Genomic DNA, 16,709 nt, shown 5'->3' on the forward strand with positions numbered 1-16,709 from the left:
CAGTGACGAAAGGGGCCTGATGGCGGACGGCGACAGCGACTCCGGCGACGACCTCCTGCAAGAACTGCTGTGGACCTACGGGCCCTGCGGTCAAGAGGACGCGGTGCGTGCTGTATGCGCGCGCGAACTGCAACCCGTCGTCGACGACATGTGGACCGACGATGCCGGCAACCTGATCGGGTTTGTCGGCGCCGCAGCCGATTCCGGTGCCGACGCCGCGCGGAGCCGGCACCGTTGGACCCCGACGGAGGGGCCGGGAACCGGGACGCGCGTCATGGCGCATATGGATGAGCTCTCCATGCTGGTCAAGCGAATCGAACCCGACGGCTCGTTGCACGTCACTCAGCTAGGGGTGATGTATCCCGGCAACTTCGGGCTCGGCCCGGTCGCCGTGCTCGGGGACAACGAGACCTTCACCGGGGTACTCACCCTGGGCTCCGAGCACACCACCAAGGAGAGTCCGCGGATCTGGGAGACCAAGCCCGACCAGGGCGATCGAGCGCTGGACTGGCAGCACGTCTACGTCTTCACCGGCCGCAGCCCAGAACAGCTTTCCGCCGCCGGAGTCCATGCGGGCACACGGATTTGCGTCGACCGCAGCAAGAGGACGCTGGTCGACATTGGTGACGACTACGTCGGCTCCTACTTCCTCGACGATCGCGCGGCAGTGACAGCCCTGCTGCGCGCCGCTCGCCTGCTGCGCGGCAGTGGGCAACGGCCCGCCGAGGATGTCTACCTGGTGTTCACCACCAACGAGGAAATCGGCGGGGTGGGTGGCTCCTATGCCAGTGCCACGCTGCCGGGCACACTCACGCTGGCGCTGGAGGTCGGACCCACCGAGCAGGAGTACGCGACTACCGTCACCGGCGGTCCGATCGTGGGCTATAGCGACGCGCTGTGCGTCTACGACAAGGACGTCGCCGACCGGCTGATGCAGACCGCGACCAACCGGGGCCTGACACCCCAAGCCGCGGTGCTGGGTGCCTTCGAGACAGATGCGTCCCACGCCAAAGCCAGCGGCCTGACGCCGCGCGCCGGGCTGCTGTGTCTGCCCACCCTGAGCACCCACGGATTCGAAGTCATCACCCGCGATGCGATCGATGCGATGGCCGCGGTGGTCGCCGACTTTTTGGTGGCTTAGTCGCTACCCGAGTGCATCTTCAACGCGGCATCCACGTTGCCCTTCTTGTCCTCAGCGGCACCCTTCGCGGCGGCTTTCTTGCGCTTTGCCACGACGGCTGAGACCGCCCCATTGAGCGCGGAGCCCAGTGGGAAGCCGAGATAGTGGGTGAGGAAGACGGCCATCTCCTTGAGCTCGTCCTCGGAGAGTTCCCCGTTGAGCAGGGCCGCGTTGATCTGGATCTCGGCCAGGTCGCGGCTTCCGACCGCGGTCACCGCCGTCAACGTCATGATGCGCTTGTCGCGCATCGACAACCCCGGCCGGTTCCAGATGTCGCCGAACAGGTGGTCGACGGTCAGGTCGAAGTACGCGTCGCCCTCGATGTTGGGCATCTCCCAGCCGTACACCTCGTTCATTTTGTCGAGGCCCTTGCGGCGCAATTCGTCCATTACGACTCTTTCTCTGTATGCGGTACCCCGAGGCCGGCGGCCAGCCGCTCGTAGGCGATCTGGGCCAGCGGCAGGTCAACCGATACCGCCTCGCCCAAGGCGAGCGCCAGGCTCAGGTCCTTCTCGCCGAGCCCGCGGGTGTGCAGGAAGGGCTCGTACAGGAAGTTGCCCGGCTCGAGGTCTTTCATGTCCTCACGCACCATGATCGCCCCCGGCCCGCTGGTCAGCGCGTCGGTGTGACGCACCACCCGGCCCAGCGCCTGCAGATCCAGACCTGCCGCCTCGGCGAGTTTCATGGCTTCACACGCCGCCGCGTACGACGTGAACGTCAACATGTTGCGCGCCAGCTTCATTCGTGTTCCGGCGCCCGGCTCACCGGCGTGGATCACAACCGACGCCCAGTGTTTGAAAGCCGGCTTGATCCGCTCGTACACCTCACGCTCGGCGCCCACCATGGTGGCAAGCTCGCCCTTCGCCGCCGCGGCGGCCCCACCACTGACCGGCGCGTCGACGACATGGATGCCATGCGGCTTGAGTTCGGCTGCGAGCTCGACAGCGGTGGTGTCGCTGATCGTGGAGTGGATCGCGATGACGGTGCCGGGCTTGGCATGGGCGGCCAACTCGCCGACGACCTCACGCACCTGGGCATCGTTGAGCACGGTGATGTGGACGATGTCGGCGGCGGCGATATCGGCCACACTGTCGGCAATGCCGGCACCCTTTTCGACCAGCGGCGTCATCGCCTCGGTCCGGATGTCGTAAACCGTTATCCCACCCGGCCATTCGGTCATCTTTGTGGCCATCGGGGCGCCCATGTTGCCCAGCCCGATGTAGCCGAGGCGCAATTCGTCGCTCATGACCGGAAGATCTGTCCGCCATCGACATTGAAAATCTGCCCGGTGATCCAGGACGCCTCATCCGACAGCAGGAACAGGCACATGCCGACAAGATCCTCAGGCTGTCCCATTCGCGACAACGGAATTCCCTTGACAATGTCGGCGACCATCTCCTGCGGGGTGGTGCTTCGATTGGCCTCGGTGTCGATGGGGCCCGGGGCGATCGCGTTGATCCGGATGTTCTGGCCCCCGAGCTCGGTGGCCAGCTGCTGAGTGAGGCCGTTGATGCCAACCTTGGCCAGCCCGTAGAAGTTCGAGTACAGCCAGGCTGCCGTGGACGACTGGTTGATGATCGCCCCGCCACCCCGCTTGGCCATCTTCTTGTACACCGCGCGGGTGCACCACAGCGCGCCGTCGAGGTTCACGCTCATGAACTTCTTGTAGTACTCGGGGTCGACAGTAATCAGAAAGTCGAGCTTCATTCCGCCGAAGATCGCGGCGTTGTTGACCAGGTAGTCGATACCGCCGAACTCGGCCAGCGTACGGTCGGCCATCGCTTTGGCCGACTCCGGATCGGAGACGTCGACCGGCAGAGCCAGCGCGGTTCCGCCTTCACCCTTGATCCCGTCGGCCACCTTCTCAGCGCCCTGCAGGTTGATGTCAGCCACCACGACCGCCGCGCCCTCACGGGCCAGCGCCTCGACATAGGCCTGACCGATACCGCCACCGGATCCGGTGACGATGGCGACCTTGTTTTCAAACCGCATGTGTCTCAAGCTCCTTTACTTAGACCGCTGTCGCAATGGTCTTGGTCTCCAAGTACTCCTCGAAACCGGCCAGGCCCATCTCGCGACCGTTCCCGGATTGCTTGTATCCGCCAAACGGCGCGTCGGCCGAATACCACACGCCGCCATTGACATTGATGGTGCCGGCGCGCACGCGCGCAGCTGCCCTCGCCGCCCGATCCGGGTCGGTGCCGAACACGGTGCCGGACAGACCGTATGCCGAGTCGTTGGCGATGCGCACCGCGTCGTCGTCGCCGTCGTGCGGAATCACCGTGAGGACCGGGCCGAAGATCTCCTCCTGCGCGCAGCGGGCGTCGTTGCCCAAGCCCGCGATCACGGTGGGTTCGATGAAGAAGCCGACTTCGCGGTCGGCCGGCCGGCCTCCGCCTGTCGCGAACGTGCCGCCCTCGGCGATCGCCGAGTCGAGGTAGCCCTGTATCCGGTCACGCTGGCGCGCCGAAATCACTGGCCCGCAAATTGTTCCGGGGTCGGTCGGGTCGCCGGCCTTGATACCCCCCATCGTCGCGGCCGCGATGGAGACTGCTTCGTCATACTTAGCCCGCGGCACTACCAGCCGGGTGGTGATCGCGCATCCCTGCCCGGCGTGCATGCAGACCGAGAAACCCGCCACACCCACCGCGCCGGCCAAGTTGGCGTCGTCGAGCACGATGAAGGCCGACTTGCCCCCCAGCTCGAGGAAAACCTTCTTGATGGTCGCGGCGCCGTCGGCCATCACGGCGCGACCGGTCGCCGTCGACCCAGTAAACGAAACCATGTCCACCCGAGGGTCTTTGGACAACATCGCGCCCACGCTGTGGTCGCTGGACGTCACGATGTTGACCACACCGGGCGGAAAGTCGGTGTGCTCGGCGATGAGTTCTCCCAGCACCGCGGCACACCAGGGCGTATCGGGAGCGGGCTTCAGGACGACGGTGTTCCCGGCGGCCAGCGCGGGCCCGATCTTGGCGAGGTTGATCTGGTGGGGAAAATTCCACGGGGTGATGGCGCCGACAACGCCGACGGCCTCACGCGCGATGGTACGTCGGGTGGGGATACCCATCGGCTTCGCCTCGCCGAGATCCTGGCTGTACTCGTATGATTCGGCGGTATCGGCCGCGAACGCCAGGTCGTTGACCGGGACCTCGAGCTGTGCGATCGCGGTGAGCATCCGCGGTGCGCCGACTTCGGCGATGGTCAAGTCGCGTAGCTCCTCGAGGTGCTGCTGCATCGCCTCACGCAGTTGACGCACACACCGCACCCGCAACTCGGTGTTGCGCGACCAATCCGTGTCGTCGAAGGCACGTCGCGCGGCGTCGATCGCACGGCTCATGTCATCCGCGTCGGCGTCAGCCGCGACTCCCAGCACTTCCTCGGTCGCCGGGTTGATGGTCGTGAAGGTCCCGGCGTTGCCGGCCGACTTTTTGCCGTCGATGAAGAGTTCACTCACGCCGTCGGCCAACAAGGCCATCTCCCGCTCCCGTCTCTGTGTGGCAAATCCACGGGCAAACCGCAACCACCCATCCGAATGGACAGTTGTCCGATAATGTCCCATCGCACCATAGCTGTCGGGCCATCCACGGTGCAAGGGCCGATCCCGAAGGCGGCCGCAGAAGACGGAATAAATGCTTATTAAGCAGTATATTTACCGGTCGGGCTTGCTTCGCATCCCCTCTGTCCGATAGCTTGGACATGTGTCCAGCGATGCCCTGGTTACGGTCACAGCCCAGGCCGAGCAGCCAACCGGTCAGGCGCCGCGCAATCGCCGCCAAGAAGAGACCTTCCGCAAGGTGCTCGCCGCCGGCATCGAAACCCTGCGCGAGAAGTCGTATGCCGACCTGACGGTGCGTGCCGTCGCGGCCCGCGCCAAGGTCGCCCCGGCCACGGCTTACACCTACTTCTCGTCGAAAAACCACTTGATCGCCGAGGTGTACCTAGACCTGGTGCAGCAGGTCCCCTACTTCACCGATGTCAACGAGCCGATGCTCACGCGGGTGGACAAGGTGTTGCGCCATCTCGCGCTGGTCGTCGCCGACGAGCCCGAAGTCGGCGCCGCATGCACGACGGCGTTGCTGGGCGGGGGCGCCGATCCCACGGTGGGCGCCGCGCGTGACCGGATCGGTGCCGAGATTCACCGCCGCATCGCGACGGCCATCGGGCCCGGCGCCGACCCCCGCACGGTGTCCGCACTCGAGATGACGTTCTTCGGCGCGCTGGTTCAGGCAGCCAGCGGCCAGTTCACCTACCACGAAATCGCCGACCGGCTCACATATGTTGTCAGCCTCCTGCTGGCCGGCACCGGGGAGACAAGCCAGGAGACAAGAACCGAATGACCGTCCATGTTGGAGACCACGAACTGGTCCTCGATCCTTACAACTATGACTTCCACGAAGATCCGTATCCCTACTACCAGCGGCTGCGCGACGAAGCACCGCTGTATCGCAATGAGGAACTGAAGTTCTGGGCACTATCCCGGCATCAGGATGTGCTGCAGGGATTCCGCAACAGCACAACGCTTTCCAACAAGTTCGGCGTCTCGCTGGACCCGGCATCGCGCGGCCCGCACGCCAGCAAGACGATGAGCTTCCTGGCGATGGACGATCCAGGCCACCTGCGGCTGCGCACCCTGGTGTCGAAGGGCTTCACGCCGCGCCGCATCCGCGAACTCGAACCGCGGGTCACCGAGATCGCGGTCAAGCACCTCGACACGATGCTGGAGGCGGCCGCATCCGGCGAGCTCGTCGATTACGTCGACGAGTTCGCGGGCAAGCTGCCCATGGACGTGATCTCCGAGCTGATGGGCGTACCGGAGGCGGATCGTGTCCAGGTCCGGGCCTGGGCCGATGGCGTGATGCACCGCGACGAGGGCGTCACCGACGTGCCACCCGAGGCCGTCGAGGCGTCCATCAACTTGATCGTCTACTACCAGCAGATGGTGGCCGAGCGGCGCACGAAGCCGACCGACGATCTGACCACCGCGCTGCTGGAGGCCGAGATCGACGGCGACCGGCTCACCGACGACGAAGTGCTCGGCTTCATGTTCCTGATGGTGATCGCCGGCAACGAGACCACCACCAAATTGCTTGCCAATGCCGCGTTTTGGGGGCACAAGAACCCCGATCAGCTGGCACCGGTCTACGACGACGCCGAACTGGTCCCGCTGTGGGTCGAGGAGACACTGCGCTACGACACGTCGAGCCAGATCCTCGCCCGCACCGTGGCGGGGGGCCTGACGCTCTACGACACCACGATCCCCGACGGGGATGTACTCCTGCTGCTGCCTGGTTCTGCCCATCGCGACGAGCGGGTGTTCGACAACCCGGACGACTACTTGATCGGCCGCGATATCGGTTCCAAGCTCATGAGTTTCGGTAGCGGCGCGCACTTCTGCCTGGGCGCGCACCTGGCCCGGATGGAAGCCCGGGTCGCGCTCACCGAATTGTTCAAGCGAATCCGCGGGTATCAGGTCGACGAGGCCAACGCCGTCCGCGTCCACTCCAGCAATGTCCGCGGATTCGCTCACCTACCCATCGCCGTGGAGACCCGCTGATGCCTCGCTTCGCCCCCCTGCCCGAACGTCGACCGGCAATCGTGGCCGGCGCCTCCTCCGGCATCGGAGAGGCCACCGCCATCGAACTCGCGGCGCACGGCTTCCCGGTCGCGCTGGGTGCCCGCCGGGTCGAGAAGCTCGACGACATCGTCGGCAAGATCAACGCCGACGGCGGTGAAGCGATCGGATTCCATCTAGACGTCACCGACCCTAACTCGGTGAAATCCTTTGTCGCACAGTCGGTCAACGCACTCGGCGACATCGAGGTGCTGGTGGCCGGCGCGGGCGACACCTACTTCGGCAAGCTCGCCGAGATCACCACCGACGAATTCGACTCGCAGCTACAGATCCACCTCGTCGGCGCCAACCGGCTGGCCGCCGCGGTGCTGCCGGGCATGCTCGAGCGGCAGCGTGGCGACCTCATCTTCGTGGGTTCCGATGTCGCACTTCGGCAGCGACCACACATGGGCGCCTACGGGGCGGCCAAGGCTGCGCTGGTCGCGATGGTAACCAACTTCCAGATGGAACTGGAGGGCACCGGCGTGCGGGCCTCGATCGTGCATCCCGGCCCCACCAAGACAGCGATGGGCTGGAGCCTGCCGGCCGACAAGATCGGTCCCGCGCTGGACGACTGGGCCAAGTGGGGCCAGGCCCGCCACGACTACTTCCTGCGCGCGTCGGACCTGGGACGAGCCATCGCGTTCGTCGCCGAGACGCCACGCGGTGGCTTCATCGCGAACATGGAGCTTCAGCCCGAAGCCCCGTTGGCCGACAACAAAGATCGCCAAAAGCTCGCACTCGGCGAAGAGGGGATGCCGTCATGACTTCGCGAAACGACGATGCGGCGCGAGGTACGCGCGCCGGTGAGAAGTGAGCACATGACTTCGCGAAACGACGATACGGCGCGAGACACGAGCGCCGGTGAGGAGTGAGCAAATGACCACAGCCATCGTGCCCCGGGTTTCCGGTGGCGAAGAAGAGCACGGCCATCTCGAAGAATTCCGCACCGACCCAATTGGTTTGATGAAGCGCATCCGTGCGGAGTGCGGCGACGTCGGCTGGTTCCAGCTGGTGGACAAGCACGTCATCTTCCTGTCGGGCGCCGAAGCCAACGAGTTCTTCTTCCGCTCCGCCGACGAGGATCTCGATCAGGCCGAGGCCTACCCGTTCATGACGCCGATCTTCGGCAAGGGCGTGGTGTTCGATGCCAGCCCGGAGCGGCGCAAGGAGATGCTGCACAACTCGGCACTGCGCGGCGAGCAGATGAAGGGGCACGCGGCCACCATCGAGGGCGAAGTAAAGAAGATGATCGCCAACTGGGGCGACGAGGGCGAGATCGAACTGCTCGACTTCTTCGCCGAGCTGACCATCTACACCTCGACCGCCTGCCTGATCGGCCTGAAGTTCCGCGAGCAGCTCGATCACCGCTTCGCGGAGTACTACCACGAACTGGAGCGTGGCACCGATCCGCTCTGCTACGTCGACCCCTATCTCCCGATCGAGAGCTTCCGGCGCCGCGACGAAGCGCGTGTGAAACTTGTTGCGCTGGTTCAGGAGATCATGAATCAGCGGCTGGCCAATCCGCCGAAGGACAAGACCGACCGCGACATGCTCGACGTGCTGGTGTCGATCAAGGACGAGGCGGGCAGCCCACGATTCTCCGCTGACGAGGTCACCGGGATGTTCATCTCGCTGATGTTCGCCGGGCACCACACCAGTTCCGGGACCTCGGCGTGGACGCTGATCGAGCTGATCCGTCACCCAGACGTGTACGCCGAGGTGCTGGCCGAGCTCGAGGAGCTGTACGCCGACGGCCAGGAGGTGAGTTTCCATGCGCTGCGCCAGATCCCGAAGCTCGACAACGTGGTCAAGGAGACCCTGCGGCTGCATCCGCCGCTGATCATCCTGATGCGAGTCGCCAAGGGCGAGTTCGAGGTGCAGGGCTTCCCGATCCACGACGGTGACTTCGTTGCGGCATCCCCCGCGATCTCGAACCGGATTCCGGAGGACTTCCCCGACCCGGACGCCTTCAATCCCGACCGTTACAACAAGCCCGAGCAGGCCGACGTCGTCAACCGGTGGACCTGGATCCCATTCGGCGCGGGCCGGCACCGCTGCGTCGGTGCCGCGTTCGCACAGATGCAGATCAAAGCCATCTTCTCGGTTCTGTTGCGCGAGTACGAGTTCGAGATGGCTCAACCGGCCGACAGCTATCACAACGACCACTCGAAGATGGTCGTCCAGCTCGCCAGGCCGGCGAAGGCGCGCTACCGCAAGCGGAAAGCCTGACCGGTCATGGGTTTTCGGATCGAAGTCGATCTGGACTTGTGTCAGGGCCACGCCATGTGCGAACTGGAGGCGCCCGACTACTTCCGGGTGCCCAAGCGGGGCAAGGTCGAGATCCTCGACCCCGACTTGCCCGAAGACGCCCGCGATGAAGTCCAGCGCGCGGTCGATATGTGCCCAACCCAAGCACTATTCATCAAAGAGAAGGGAGACTGACTTATGACTTCTCAAGCGTCACACTCGCGAGAGGATCTCGAGGCATGGGTCGACCGCTGGCTGCAGGCCAACAAGGACTGCGAAAAGGCCGGTGACTGGAAGCCGCTCGCCGACTTCTACGCCAAAGACGCCACCTACGGCTGGAACATCGGCCCCAAGGAAGACGTGATGTGCGTCGGCGTCGACGAGATCCGCGATGTCGCACTGGGCCTGGAGATGGAGGGCCTGGAGAACTGGGTCTACGAGTACCAGAAAGTGCTCATCGACGAGAAGCAGGGCGAGATCGTCGGCTTCTGGAAGCAGATCGTCAACAAGACCGACGGCACCCAGGACGAGATCTACGGAATCGGCGGCAGCTGGTTCCGGCTTAACGACGAAGGGCTGATCGAGTGGCAGCGTGACTTCTTCGACTTCGGACATGTCGCGAAGATGTTCGCGAAGCTCATCGAGTCCGGCGATCTGTCCGCCGGAATGCAGAAGCGAATCGAGCGCAGCATCGCGGGCGAGAAGCTGCCGGGCTATTACCCGCTGGGGCAAGCACCCGCACCGATCTGGTGATCTCCCGACCGGTTGGTGGTCCCCCGCGTGTTTACAGCCCGGTGATGCACGTCATAATGGTTTGCGAATAAGAACACGTTCTAATTGCCATCCGGCCGCGGCCGGTCCCTTTCCCCGACACTCGGGTCAGGGCATGTTAGTGGAGGTCCTTCATGAAGACAAAAGGCGCACTGATCTGGGAGTTCAACCAGCAGTGGTCCATCGAGGATATCGAGATCGGCGACCCGCAAGCGCACGAGGTCAAGATCCAGATGGAAGCGGCCGGGATGTGCCATTCGGATCACCATCTAGTCACCGGTGGCATCCCGATGGCAGGGTTCCCGGTGCTCGGCGGACACGAGGGTGCGGGCATCGTCACCGAGGTTGGGCCCGGTGTGGAGGACATCGCCCCGGGCGACCACGTGGTGCTGTCGTTCATCCCGTCCTGCGGGCAATGCCCGACCTGTCAGGCCGGCCTGCGCAACCTCTGTGACCTCGGGGCGGGCCTGCTGGGCGGTGCCGCGGTCTCCGATGGCACGTTCCGCATCCAGGCCCGCGGCCAGAACGTATTCCCCATGACGTTGCTGGGGACGTTCTCGCCCTACATGGTCGTGCACCGCAGCTCGGTGGTGAAGATCGACCCCTCGGTGCCGTTCGAGGTCGCCGCCCTGGTCGGTTGCGGTGTCACCACTGGTTACGGTTCGTCGGTCCGCACCGCCAACGTCCGCCCGGGCGAAGACGTCGCCATCGTCGGCGTCGGCGGCGTCGGCATGGCCGCGCTGCAGGGTGCCGTGAACGCGGGCGCGCGCTACGTCTTCGCGATCGACCCGGTGGAGTGGAAGCGCGATCAGGCGCTGAAGTTCGGCGCGACCCACGTCTATCCCGACATCTTTGCCGCGATGGCGGGCATAGCCGAGGTGACCTACGGTCTGATGGCCCACAAGGTCGTCGTCACCGTCGGTGAGCTGCACGGTGCCGACATCGACAACTATCTCAACATCACCCAAAAGGGCGGCACCTGCGTGCTGACCGCCATCGGCAGCCTGCTGGACACCAATGTGAACCTGAACCTGGCGATGTTGACCCTGATGCAGAAGAATCTGCAGGGCACCATCTTCGGTGGCGGCAACCCGCAGTACGACATCCCGCAGCTGCTGTCGATGTACAAGGCCGGCAAGCTCAACCTGGACGACATGATCACCCGCCAGTACCGGCTGGAGCAGATCAACGACGGCTACCAGGACATGCTGGACGGCAAGAACATTCGCGGCGTCATCCGCTACACCGACGCCGACCGGTAAGCCGACAAGAGGGGCTCGGATCATGACCCAAACCGCCCAATCCCCGGCACTGACCGCGTCGCAGTCGTCGTGGCGCTGCGCGCAAGGCAAAGACCGGGACGGCTGGCTGGCGCTGATGACCGACGATGTGGTCATCGAGGACCCGATCGGCAAGTCCGTCACCAACCCCGACGGCACCGGCGTGCGTGGCAAGGCCGCCGTCGGCGAGTTCTTCGACAACAACATCGCCCAGAACCAGCTCACCATCACGTGCGAGGAGACCTTCCCGTCGAGCTCACCCGACGAGATCGCTCATATTCTGGTGCTACAGAGCAAGTTTGAGGGCGGCATGACGAGCAAGGTGCGCGGCGTGTTCACCTACAAGGTCAACGACGCGGGGCTGATCACCAACATGCGCGGGTACTGGAACCTCGACGTGATGGAGTTCGGCCAGGAGGACTGACTCGGGGTCGTCCGATCGCCGAATCTATGCTGGGACCATGGCGTCGATCTTCACCAAGATCATCAACCGCGAACTACCCGGCCGATTCGTTTACGAGGACGACGACGTCGTCGCGTTCCTGACGATCGAGCCGATGACGCAAGGACACACGCTGGTGGTGCCGCGCGCCGAGATCGACAACTGGCAAGACGTCGACAATGCGGCCTTCGCCCGCGTGATGTCGGTGAGCCAGCTGATCGGCAGGGCCGTGTCCAAGGCGTTCCGGACCGAGCGTTCGGGGATGATCATCGCCGGGCTGGAAGTGCCGCACTTGCACGTCCACGTGTTTCCGACGCGCAGCCTGAGCGACTTCGGCTTCGCCAACGTCGACCGCAACCCGTCGCCGGAATCGCTCGATCAAGCACAGGCCAGGATCAAGGCGGCCCTGGAGCAACTGGCGTAGACGTCAGCCGACCTGGGCGGGTACGTCGCTGACACGTGGCAGGGTCACGCGGAAGCAGCACCCCTCCCCGGGCGCGGTTCGCACGGTCACCTTGCCCCCGTGCGCCTGCACCAACGAGTCGACGATGGACAATCCCAGTCCGGTACCGCCGCTCGCCCGGGCCCGGGACGAGTCCGTGCGATAGAAGCGCTCGAACACCCGCGTCGCGTCCTCCTGGCTCATGCCGGGGCCCTTGTCGGCGACTTCGATCACGGCATCGTCACCGTCGGTACCCACCCGCACCGTGACGTCCGCGGTTGCCGGGGTGTGCTGCAACGCGTTCGCGACGAGGTTGCTCAGCACCTGGCGGATCCGGGGCTCGTCGCCAAGCACCTCGGGAGTGCCGGGGCCGTCGAGGATTTCCATGCTGATGGTGCGCTTGGGGTCGATCGCCCGCCCGTCGTGCACGGCATCGCTGGCCAGCGCCAGCAGGTCCACACGATGGTGTTCCAGGGGGCGTTGCACGTCGAGCCGCGCCAGGAGTAAAAGGTCGTCGACCAATAGGCCCATCCGGCTGGCTTCGCTTTCGATGCGCGAGAGCAGCATGGCCACGTCACGCGCCGCGCCCTGGCGGTACAGTTCCGCGAACCCGCGAATGGTGGTGAGCGGGGTGCGCAGTTCGTGACTGGCATCGGTGATGAACCGGCGCATCCGGTCTTCCGAGCCCCGGGCCGTCTCGGCCGAGGACACCGAGGAAGCCACCGCTTGCTGGATCTGGGTAAGCATTCCGTTGAGCGCCAACGAAAGTCGGCCCACCTCGGTTCGGGGATCACGTTCTGGTACACGACGATCCAGTTGCCCCGCGGCGATCGCGGCGGCGGTTTGTTCAACCTCGATCAGCGGCCGTAGGCTGCGGTGCACCACCGCGAAGCCGGCGATGCCGACCACCACCAGCACCGCCACCCCGATGCCGAACTGCAACCAGACCAGGGAGCGCACCGTGTGCTGGACATCGGACAGATCGATCGCGACGGTGGTCAGGCCGTTGCGTCCGCGCACCGACACCGCTCGCCACTGGATATCCGAGCCATTGACCGACGACAGCGTCGTCGGATTGGGGCCCACGTCGTTGTCAGGCGGCAATGCCGGTTCGGCGTTGCGGTCATTGATGGCCGTGAACGGTTTGCCGTCGGTGCCCACACCGCGCACGTAGTACTTCGACGGAGGCCGGCCCGGGTCCGGGCCTTCGTAAGACGACGCCGTCAACTGCCGCCGCGGTGCCAGCGCCCAGCCGCGCGATGCCTCGAGCAGCGTCTGGTCGATCCGGCTGACCAGACTGTGCCGCAGGATCGACGTGACCATGACGCCCGAGGCGGCCAGACCGCAAGCCACCAAAACCAGGGTGGCCGCGACCAGGCCTACCCGCAGAGGCAATCCACGCCGAACGTGTGTGGCCGTTTCCTTCTTATTCGCCACCAACTGCTACTTTCGTCGACTGGCCCAGCGCGCGCTCAGCGCGGTTCCCGAAGAACATAGCCAACCCCGCGCAAGGTGTGCAGCAGCCGCTTCTCCCCGGTATCGATCTTGCGGCGCAGATACGACACATAGGACTCGACGACATTGACGTCGCCGCCGAAGTCGTAACGCCAGACGTGGTCGAGGATTTTCGGCTTGCTCAGCACCGTCCCCGCGTTGATGACGAAGTAACGCAGCAGCGTGAATTCGGTGGGCGACAGGGACACCGGTTGGCCGGCCTTCCATACTTCGTGAGTCTCTTCGTCCAGCTCGATGTCCGCGAAGGTCAGCCGGGCGTTGTGCGTTTCCGCGCTGCCCTTGCCGGCGCGCCGCAAGATGACCCGCAGCCGGGCGACGACCTCCTCCAGGCTGAACGGCTTGGTCACATAGTCGTCGCCGCCCAGCGTCAGGCCCGCGATCTTGTCCTGCAAGGAGTCGCGGGCCGTCAGGAACAATGCCGGTGCATCGATGCCGTCAGCACGCAGCCGGCGCAGCACCCCGAAGCCATCCATCCCGGGCATCATCACGTCGAGGATCACCGCGTCGGGCCGCGCTTCGCGCGCGCGATCCAGCGCTTGGGCGCCGTTGGTCGCGGTTGAGACCTCGAATCCCTGAAACTTCAAACTCACCGAGAGCAGTTCGACGATGTTGACCTCGTCGTCAACGACGAGGACACGCGCTTCCGGTTTGATTTCGCCTTGGGTTGCCGCAGTCATCTTGTCAGTTCCGTTCCTTGGTTGAACGTTGCCTTCGCAATCATTGTGCAGTTCCTGTGAACTGGGTGCGCATAGTCTGCTAGTAGTCTGCCAGGAATCATCGCATCAGCTTGGACCGGACCCCCGTGTTTTGGGGCGCGCCGTGCATAGACTCGGACCATGGATCTGGCCAAGAGCATGGTTTCCGTCGCGACAGCGCCGGCGCGAGTCGGCCTTGCCGCCGCGGAAGCGAGCCTGACCCTCGCCAGCGCGGCGGTTGGGGTGGCGAAGCGATCGCTCGGGGAAAGCGGAACACGCGGGACCAACGCCATGACGTCCATGCTGGGGCTCGACGACGCCATCACCCGGGCCAATCGGCTGGCCCGAATGATGGACGAGGATGCACCGCTGGGACGCGCGATGGCGCCCGACGGGCCGCTCGACCGCCTCCTGCGTCCCGGCGGGGTGGTCGACCTGCTGATGTCCGAGGACGGGTTGGTCGATCGGTTGACCGCGGAGGGCGGCGGCCTACACCGGGCGCTGCAGGCCGGCGGGCTGGCCGATCAGCTGCTGGCCGAGGACGGGTTGATCGAACGGGTGCTGTCCGAGGATGGCTTGGCCGACCGGCTGCTTTCCGAGGGCGGTCTGATCGACAAGCTCACCGCCAAACATGGTCCGCTCGACCAACTCGCCGACGTCGCCGACACGTTGGCCCGGTTGACGCCGGGCATGGAGGCGCTCGAGCCCGCGATCTCCACCCTGCAGGACGCCGTCACCGCGCTCACGATGGTCGTCAACCCGCTGAGCAGCATCGCCGAGCGCATCCCGCTGCCGGGCCGGCGACCCAGGAGCCGCACGTCGTCACGCCCGGTGCCCTCACAGCGCATCATCGAGAGCGACTCTTGACCCGTTAAGCTGGCAGCCGATTTACCCGGCCTCCTTAGCTCAGTGGTAGAGCACTCGCCTTGTAAGCGAGCGGTCGTCAGTTCAATCCTGACAGGGGGCTCTATACTTACCGCGGAATATCCGCTGGTAGAGGCGCTTTTTGCATCGAACGCTAGCGCGGCCGCGACGCTCTTGCCCACATTTTGTCCGTGCTCGGTCGGCACCCGGGCCACCGGCCGGACAGGTGTTTGCCGAGTTTGATCGTGATCCGTGCGGTGAAGTGACCAGCGCGTCGTGGCGGCTTAAGCTCGGTGACGTGGCCGTTGTTCTTCGGGTCAGTGATGCGGGGCTACAGGTACTGGCGGCGCACTGCGAGATGGTGTCGGCGGAGTTGGTGGCGGCGACTCCGCTGCCCAGTGCTGAGCTACCAATCCAAGCGACATCTGCCGCCGTCGGTGCTGCTCATACTGCCGTGGATGCAACCATCACTGTGTTAGCCCAACGTGCGCAGACAAGCGCAGTCAAATCTGCCGTGGCGGGCACCCAGTTCGCGATGACTGACGCTGCTGGTGCGCAGCAAGTCGCCGCCATCAGTGCCTCGCTATCCCAGCTGTAACCAGTGCCGGGGGCCGGTAGTGTCGGGGTGCCGTCGCTCTCGGAGATCCGAGCCTGGGACGTCACGCATCTAGAAAACGCAGCCAGGGACTGGACAGCTACTGCCGAGCATTGGGAGTCTTCATTTAGCTCGATTCATCGAGCTACCGTGTCGCCGGGCGGGACGGTGTGGGAGGGCGTCGCCGCCGAGGCGGCCCAAGGAAGAGCCTTCGCTGACCTGGTACAGGTACGAGGGCTCGCCGACGTGCTGCACGAATCCGCCGCGATCGCACGCCGGGGAGCGGACACTCTCGATTCCGCCAAACGCAGCGTGCTCGATGCGGTCGAGGAAGCCAGCAGCGCCGGATACGTTGTGGGCGAAGACCTTTCGGTAACGCCGCCGCGGGGCGGCGTGGCGGCTCAGGCCCAAGCCCAAGCCCAAGCCCAAGTCTACGTCGCCAGCATCCAAGATCGCGCCGCACAGCTGATCGCCCACGACCAAGCAATCGCCGCCAAAATCACCACCGCCAGCGCACCTCTAAACAGAGTCACTTTCGCCGAACCGCAAGCGCCACCCGTGGCTCGGGCGCTCGACGCCGGTTTCAAGCTGGACAAGGAGTGGGACCCCTACACTGACCAACCCGCGCACGGGCCCTTCGAGCCAGTCACGCCTGCACCACCGCAGTACGATCCGAAAACCGGAACCGTCCAAGGCGGCGGGGGCGGCGGTGGCCCCATCGGCGGAAAAGGCGACTTGGGCGCAGGTGGTGGCGCGCAGCCGCTAATACCCAAAAATGCTCGGGATGTGCTGCAACAGGTCGACGCGGGAAAATGGCCTGGGTCAGCCAACGCCCCAGGCACGAAGGGTGGAAGCGCTTTTGAGAACACGCCGCCCCCTGGTCGACCCCCACTTCTGCCGGTCACTGATGCATCGGGCAAACCCATTACGTACCAGGAGTGGGACGTTAATCCCAAAGTGCCGGGCCAGGGCCGCGATGAGGAACGCATCATTACTGGCAGTGACGGATCGGCTTGGTATACCAATGATCATTACGGAACATTCCACAGGATGCGATAACG

Annotated in this window: 18 protein-coding genes, 1 tRNA gene and 1 pseudogene; 14 read left to right on the top strand and 6 right to left on the bottom strand. The window is 64.9% G+C overall.

Annotation, left to right across the window (positions count from 1 at the left end):
- Positions 1-19: 19 nt before the first annotated feature.
- A complete protein-coding gene (locus OK015_RS26915; protein ID WP_268127787.1) occupies positions 20-1,141 on the top strand; it encodes a M20/M25/M40 family metallo-hydrolase in 1,122 nt (373 codons plus the stop codon).
- On the opposite strand, the gene OK015_RS26920 is transcribed toward OK015_RS26915, so the two are convergent.
- From OK015_RS26920 to OK015_RS26935, 4 genes are read right to left on the bottom strand one after another with little or no spacing between them, the layout of a single operon-like run.
- Complete coding sequence (locus tag OK015_RS26920; RefSeq protein WP_268127788.1) at positions 1,138-1,569, bottom strand: carboxymuconolactone decarboxylase family protein; 432 nt, start codon at positions 1,567-1,569, stop codon at positions 1,138-1,140. The genes OK015_RS26915 and OK015_RS26920 overlap by 4 nt on opposite strands.
- Positions 1,569-2,426 (bottom strand): NAD(P)-dependent oxidoreductase, encoded by an 858-nt coding sequence (locus OK015_RS26925; protein ID WP_268127790.1) that lies wholly within the window; start codon positions 2,424-2,426, stop codon positions 1,569-1,571. The genes OK015_RS26920 and OK015_RS26925 overlap by 1 nt, the downstream gene beginning before the upstream one ends.
- Positions 2,423-3,172: an SDR family oxidoreductase gene (locus OK015_RS26930; protein WP_268127792.1), complete on the bottom strand. Its 750-nt coding sequence runs from the start codon at positions 3,170-3,172 to the stop codon at positions 2,423-2,425. The genes OK015_RS26925 and OK015_RS26930 overlap by 4 nt, the downstream gene beginning before the upstream one ends.
- A gap of 19 nt (positions 3,173-3,191) precedes the next feature.
- Positions 3,192-4,658, bottom strand: a complete 1,467-nt coding sequence (locus tag OK015_RS26935) for an aldehyde dehydrogenase (RefSeq protein ID WP_268127794.1) — start codon at positions 4,656-4,658, stop codon at positions 3,192-3,194.
- A 223-nt stretch (positions 4,659-4,881) separates the two neighbouring features.
- Between OK015_RS26935 and OK015_RS26940 the strand changes: the two genes are divergently transcribed.
- From OK015_RS26940 to OK015_RS26980, 9 genes are all read left to right on the top strand, one after another.
- A complete protein-coding gene (locus OK015_RS26940) occupies positions 4,882-5,520 on the top strand; it encodes a TetR/AcrR family transcriptional regulator (protein WP_268127796.1) in 639 nt (212 codons plus the stop codon).
- Positions 5,517-6,737 carry a cytochrome P450 gene (locus OK015_RS26945; RefSeq protein WP_268127798.1) on the top strand — a complete coding sequence of 407 codons (1,221 nt, stop codon included), beginning with the start codon at positions 5,517-5,519 and terminating at the stop codon, positions 6,735-6,737. Before OK015_RS26940 ends, OK015_RS26945 begins: the two co-directional genes overlap by 4 nt.
- Positions 6,737-7,561 (top strand): SDR family oxidoreductase, encoded by an 825-nt coding sequence (locus tag OK015_RS26950; protein ID WP_268127801.1) that lies wholly within the window; start codon positions 6,737-6,739, stop codon positions 7,559-7,561. The genes OK015_RS26945 and OK015_RS26950 overlap by 1 nt, the downstream gene beginning before the upstream one ends.
- 112 nt (positions 7,562-7,673) lie before the next feature.
- Positions 7,674-9,026 (top strand): cytochrome P450, encoded by a 1,353-nt coding sequence (locus OK015_RS26955; protein WP_268127803.1) that lies wholly within the window; start codon positions 7,674-7,676, stop codon positions 9,024-9,026.
- A gap of 6 nt (positions 9,027-9,032) precedes the next feature.
- On the top strand, positions 9,033-9,239 hold the full coding sequence (locus tag OK015_RS26960; RefSeq protein ID WP_268127806.1) for a ferredoxin: 207 nt from the start codon (positions 9,033-9,035) through the stop codon (positions 9,237-9,239).
- 3 nt (positions 9,240-9,242) lie between these two features.
- Positions 9,243-9,797 carry a nuclear transport factor 2 family protein gene (locus OK015_RS26965; RefSeq protein ID WP_268127808.1) on the top strand — a complete coding sequence of 185 codons (555 nt, stop codon included), beginning with the start codon at positions 9,243-9,245 and terminating at the stop codon, positions 9,795-9,797.
- 152 nt (positions 9,798-9,949) lie between these two features.
- Positions 9,950-11,077, top strand: coding sequence for an NDMA-dependent alcohol dehydrogenase (locus OK015_RS26970; RefSeq protein ID WP_268127810.1), 1,128 nt, complete (start codon positions 9,950-9,952; stop codon positions 11,075-11,077).
- Positions 11,078-11,099: 22 nt separating this feature from the next.
- Positions 11,100-11,519, top strand: a complete 420-nt coding sequence (locus OK015_RS26975; protein WP_268127812.1) for a ketosteroid isomerase family protein — start codon at positions 11,100-11,102, stop codon at positions 11,517-11,519.
- A 37-nt stretch (positions 11,520-11,556) separates the two neighbouring features.
- Entirely contained in the window at positions 11,557-11,961 is a 405-nt protein-coding gene (locus OK015_RS26980; RefSeq protein WP_268127814.1) for an HIT family protein, read from the top strand.
- Here OK015_RS26980 and OK015_RS26985 read toward each other — a convergent pair.
- Together OK015_RS26985 and phoP are read right to left on the bottom strand one after the other, a co-directional pair.
- Positions 11,933-13,416, bottom strand: a pseudogene (locus OK015_RS26985) (sensor histidine kinase). The gene OK015_RS26980 and the pseudogene OK015_RS26985 overlap by 29 nt on opposite strands.
- Positions 13,417-13,451: 35 nt before the next feature.
- Positions 13,452-14,171 carry a two-component system response regulator PhoP gene (gene phoP / locus OK015_RS26990; protein WP_268127815.1) on the bottom strand — a complete coding sequence of 240 codons (720 nt, stop codon included), beginning with the start codon at positions 14,169-14,171 and terminating at the stop codon, positions 13,452-13,454.
- Positions 14,172-14,330: 159 nt separating this feature from the next.
- On the opposite strand from phoP, the gene OK015_RS26995 reads away from it, so the two are divergent.
- The 4 genes from OK015_RS26995 (at position 14,331) to OK015_RS29380 (ending at position 16,707) form a co-directional block, all read left to right on the top strand.
- Entirely contained in the window at positions 14,331-15,056 is a 726-nt protein-coding gene (locus OK015_RS26995; RefSeq protein ID WP_268127817.1) for a hypothetical protein, read from the top strand.
- A gap of 28 nt (positions 15,057-15,084) precedes the next feature.
- Positions 15,085-15,156, top strand: a tRNA-Thr gene (locus tag OK015_RS27000).
- 195 nt (positions 15,157-15,351) lie between these two features.
- Positions 15,352-15,651, top strand: a complete 300-nt coding sequence (locus tag OK015_RS27005) for a hypothetical protein (RefSeq protein ID WP_268127819.1) — start codon at positions 15,352-15,354, stop codon at positions 15,649-15,651.
- 165 nt (positions 15,652-15,816) lie between these two features.
- Positions 15,817-16,707: a ribonuclease domain-containing protein gene (locus OK015_RS29380; RefSeq protein ID WP_442791169.1), complete on the top strand. Its 891-nt coding sequence runs from the start codon at positions 15,817-15,819 to the stop codon at positions 16,705-16,707.
- The last annotated feature ends 2 nt before the right edge of the window (positions 16,708-16,709 follow it).

It is taken from the genome of Mycobacterium sp. Aquia_216 (genome assembly GCF_026723865.1).
In the GTDB taxonomy this organism is placed as follows: Bacteria; Actinomycetota; Actinomycetes; order Mycobacteriales; family Mycobacteriaceae; genus Mycobacterium.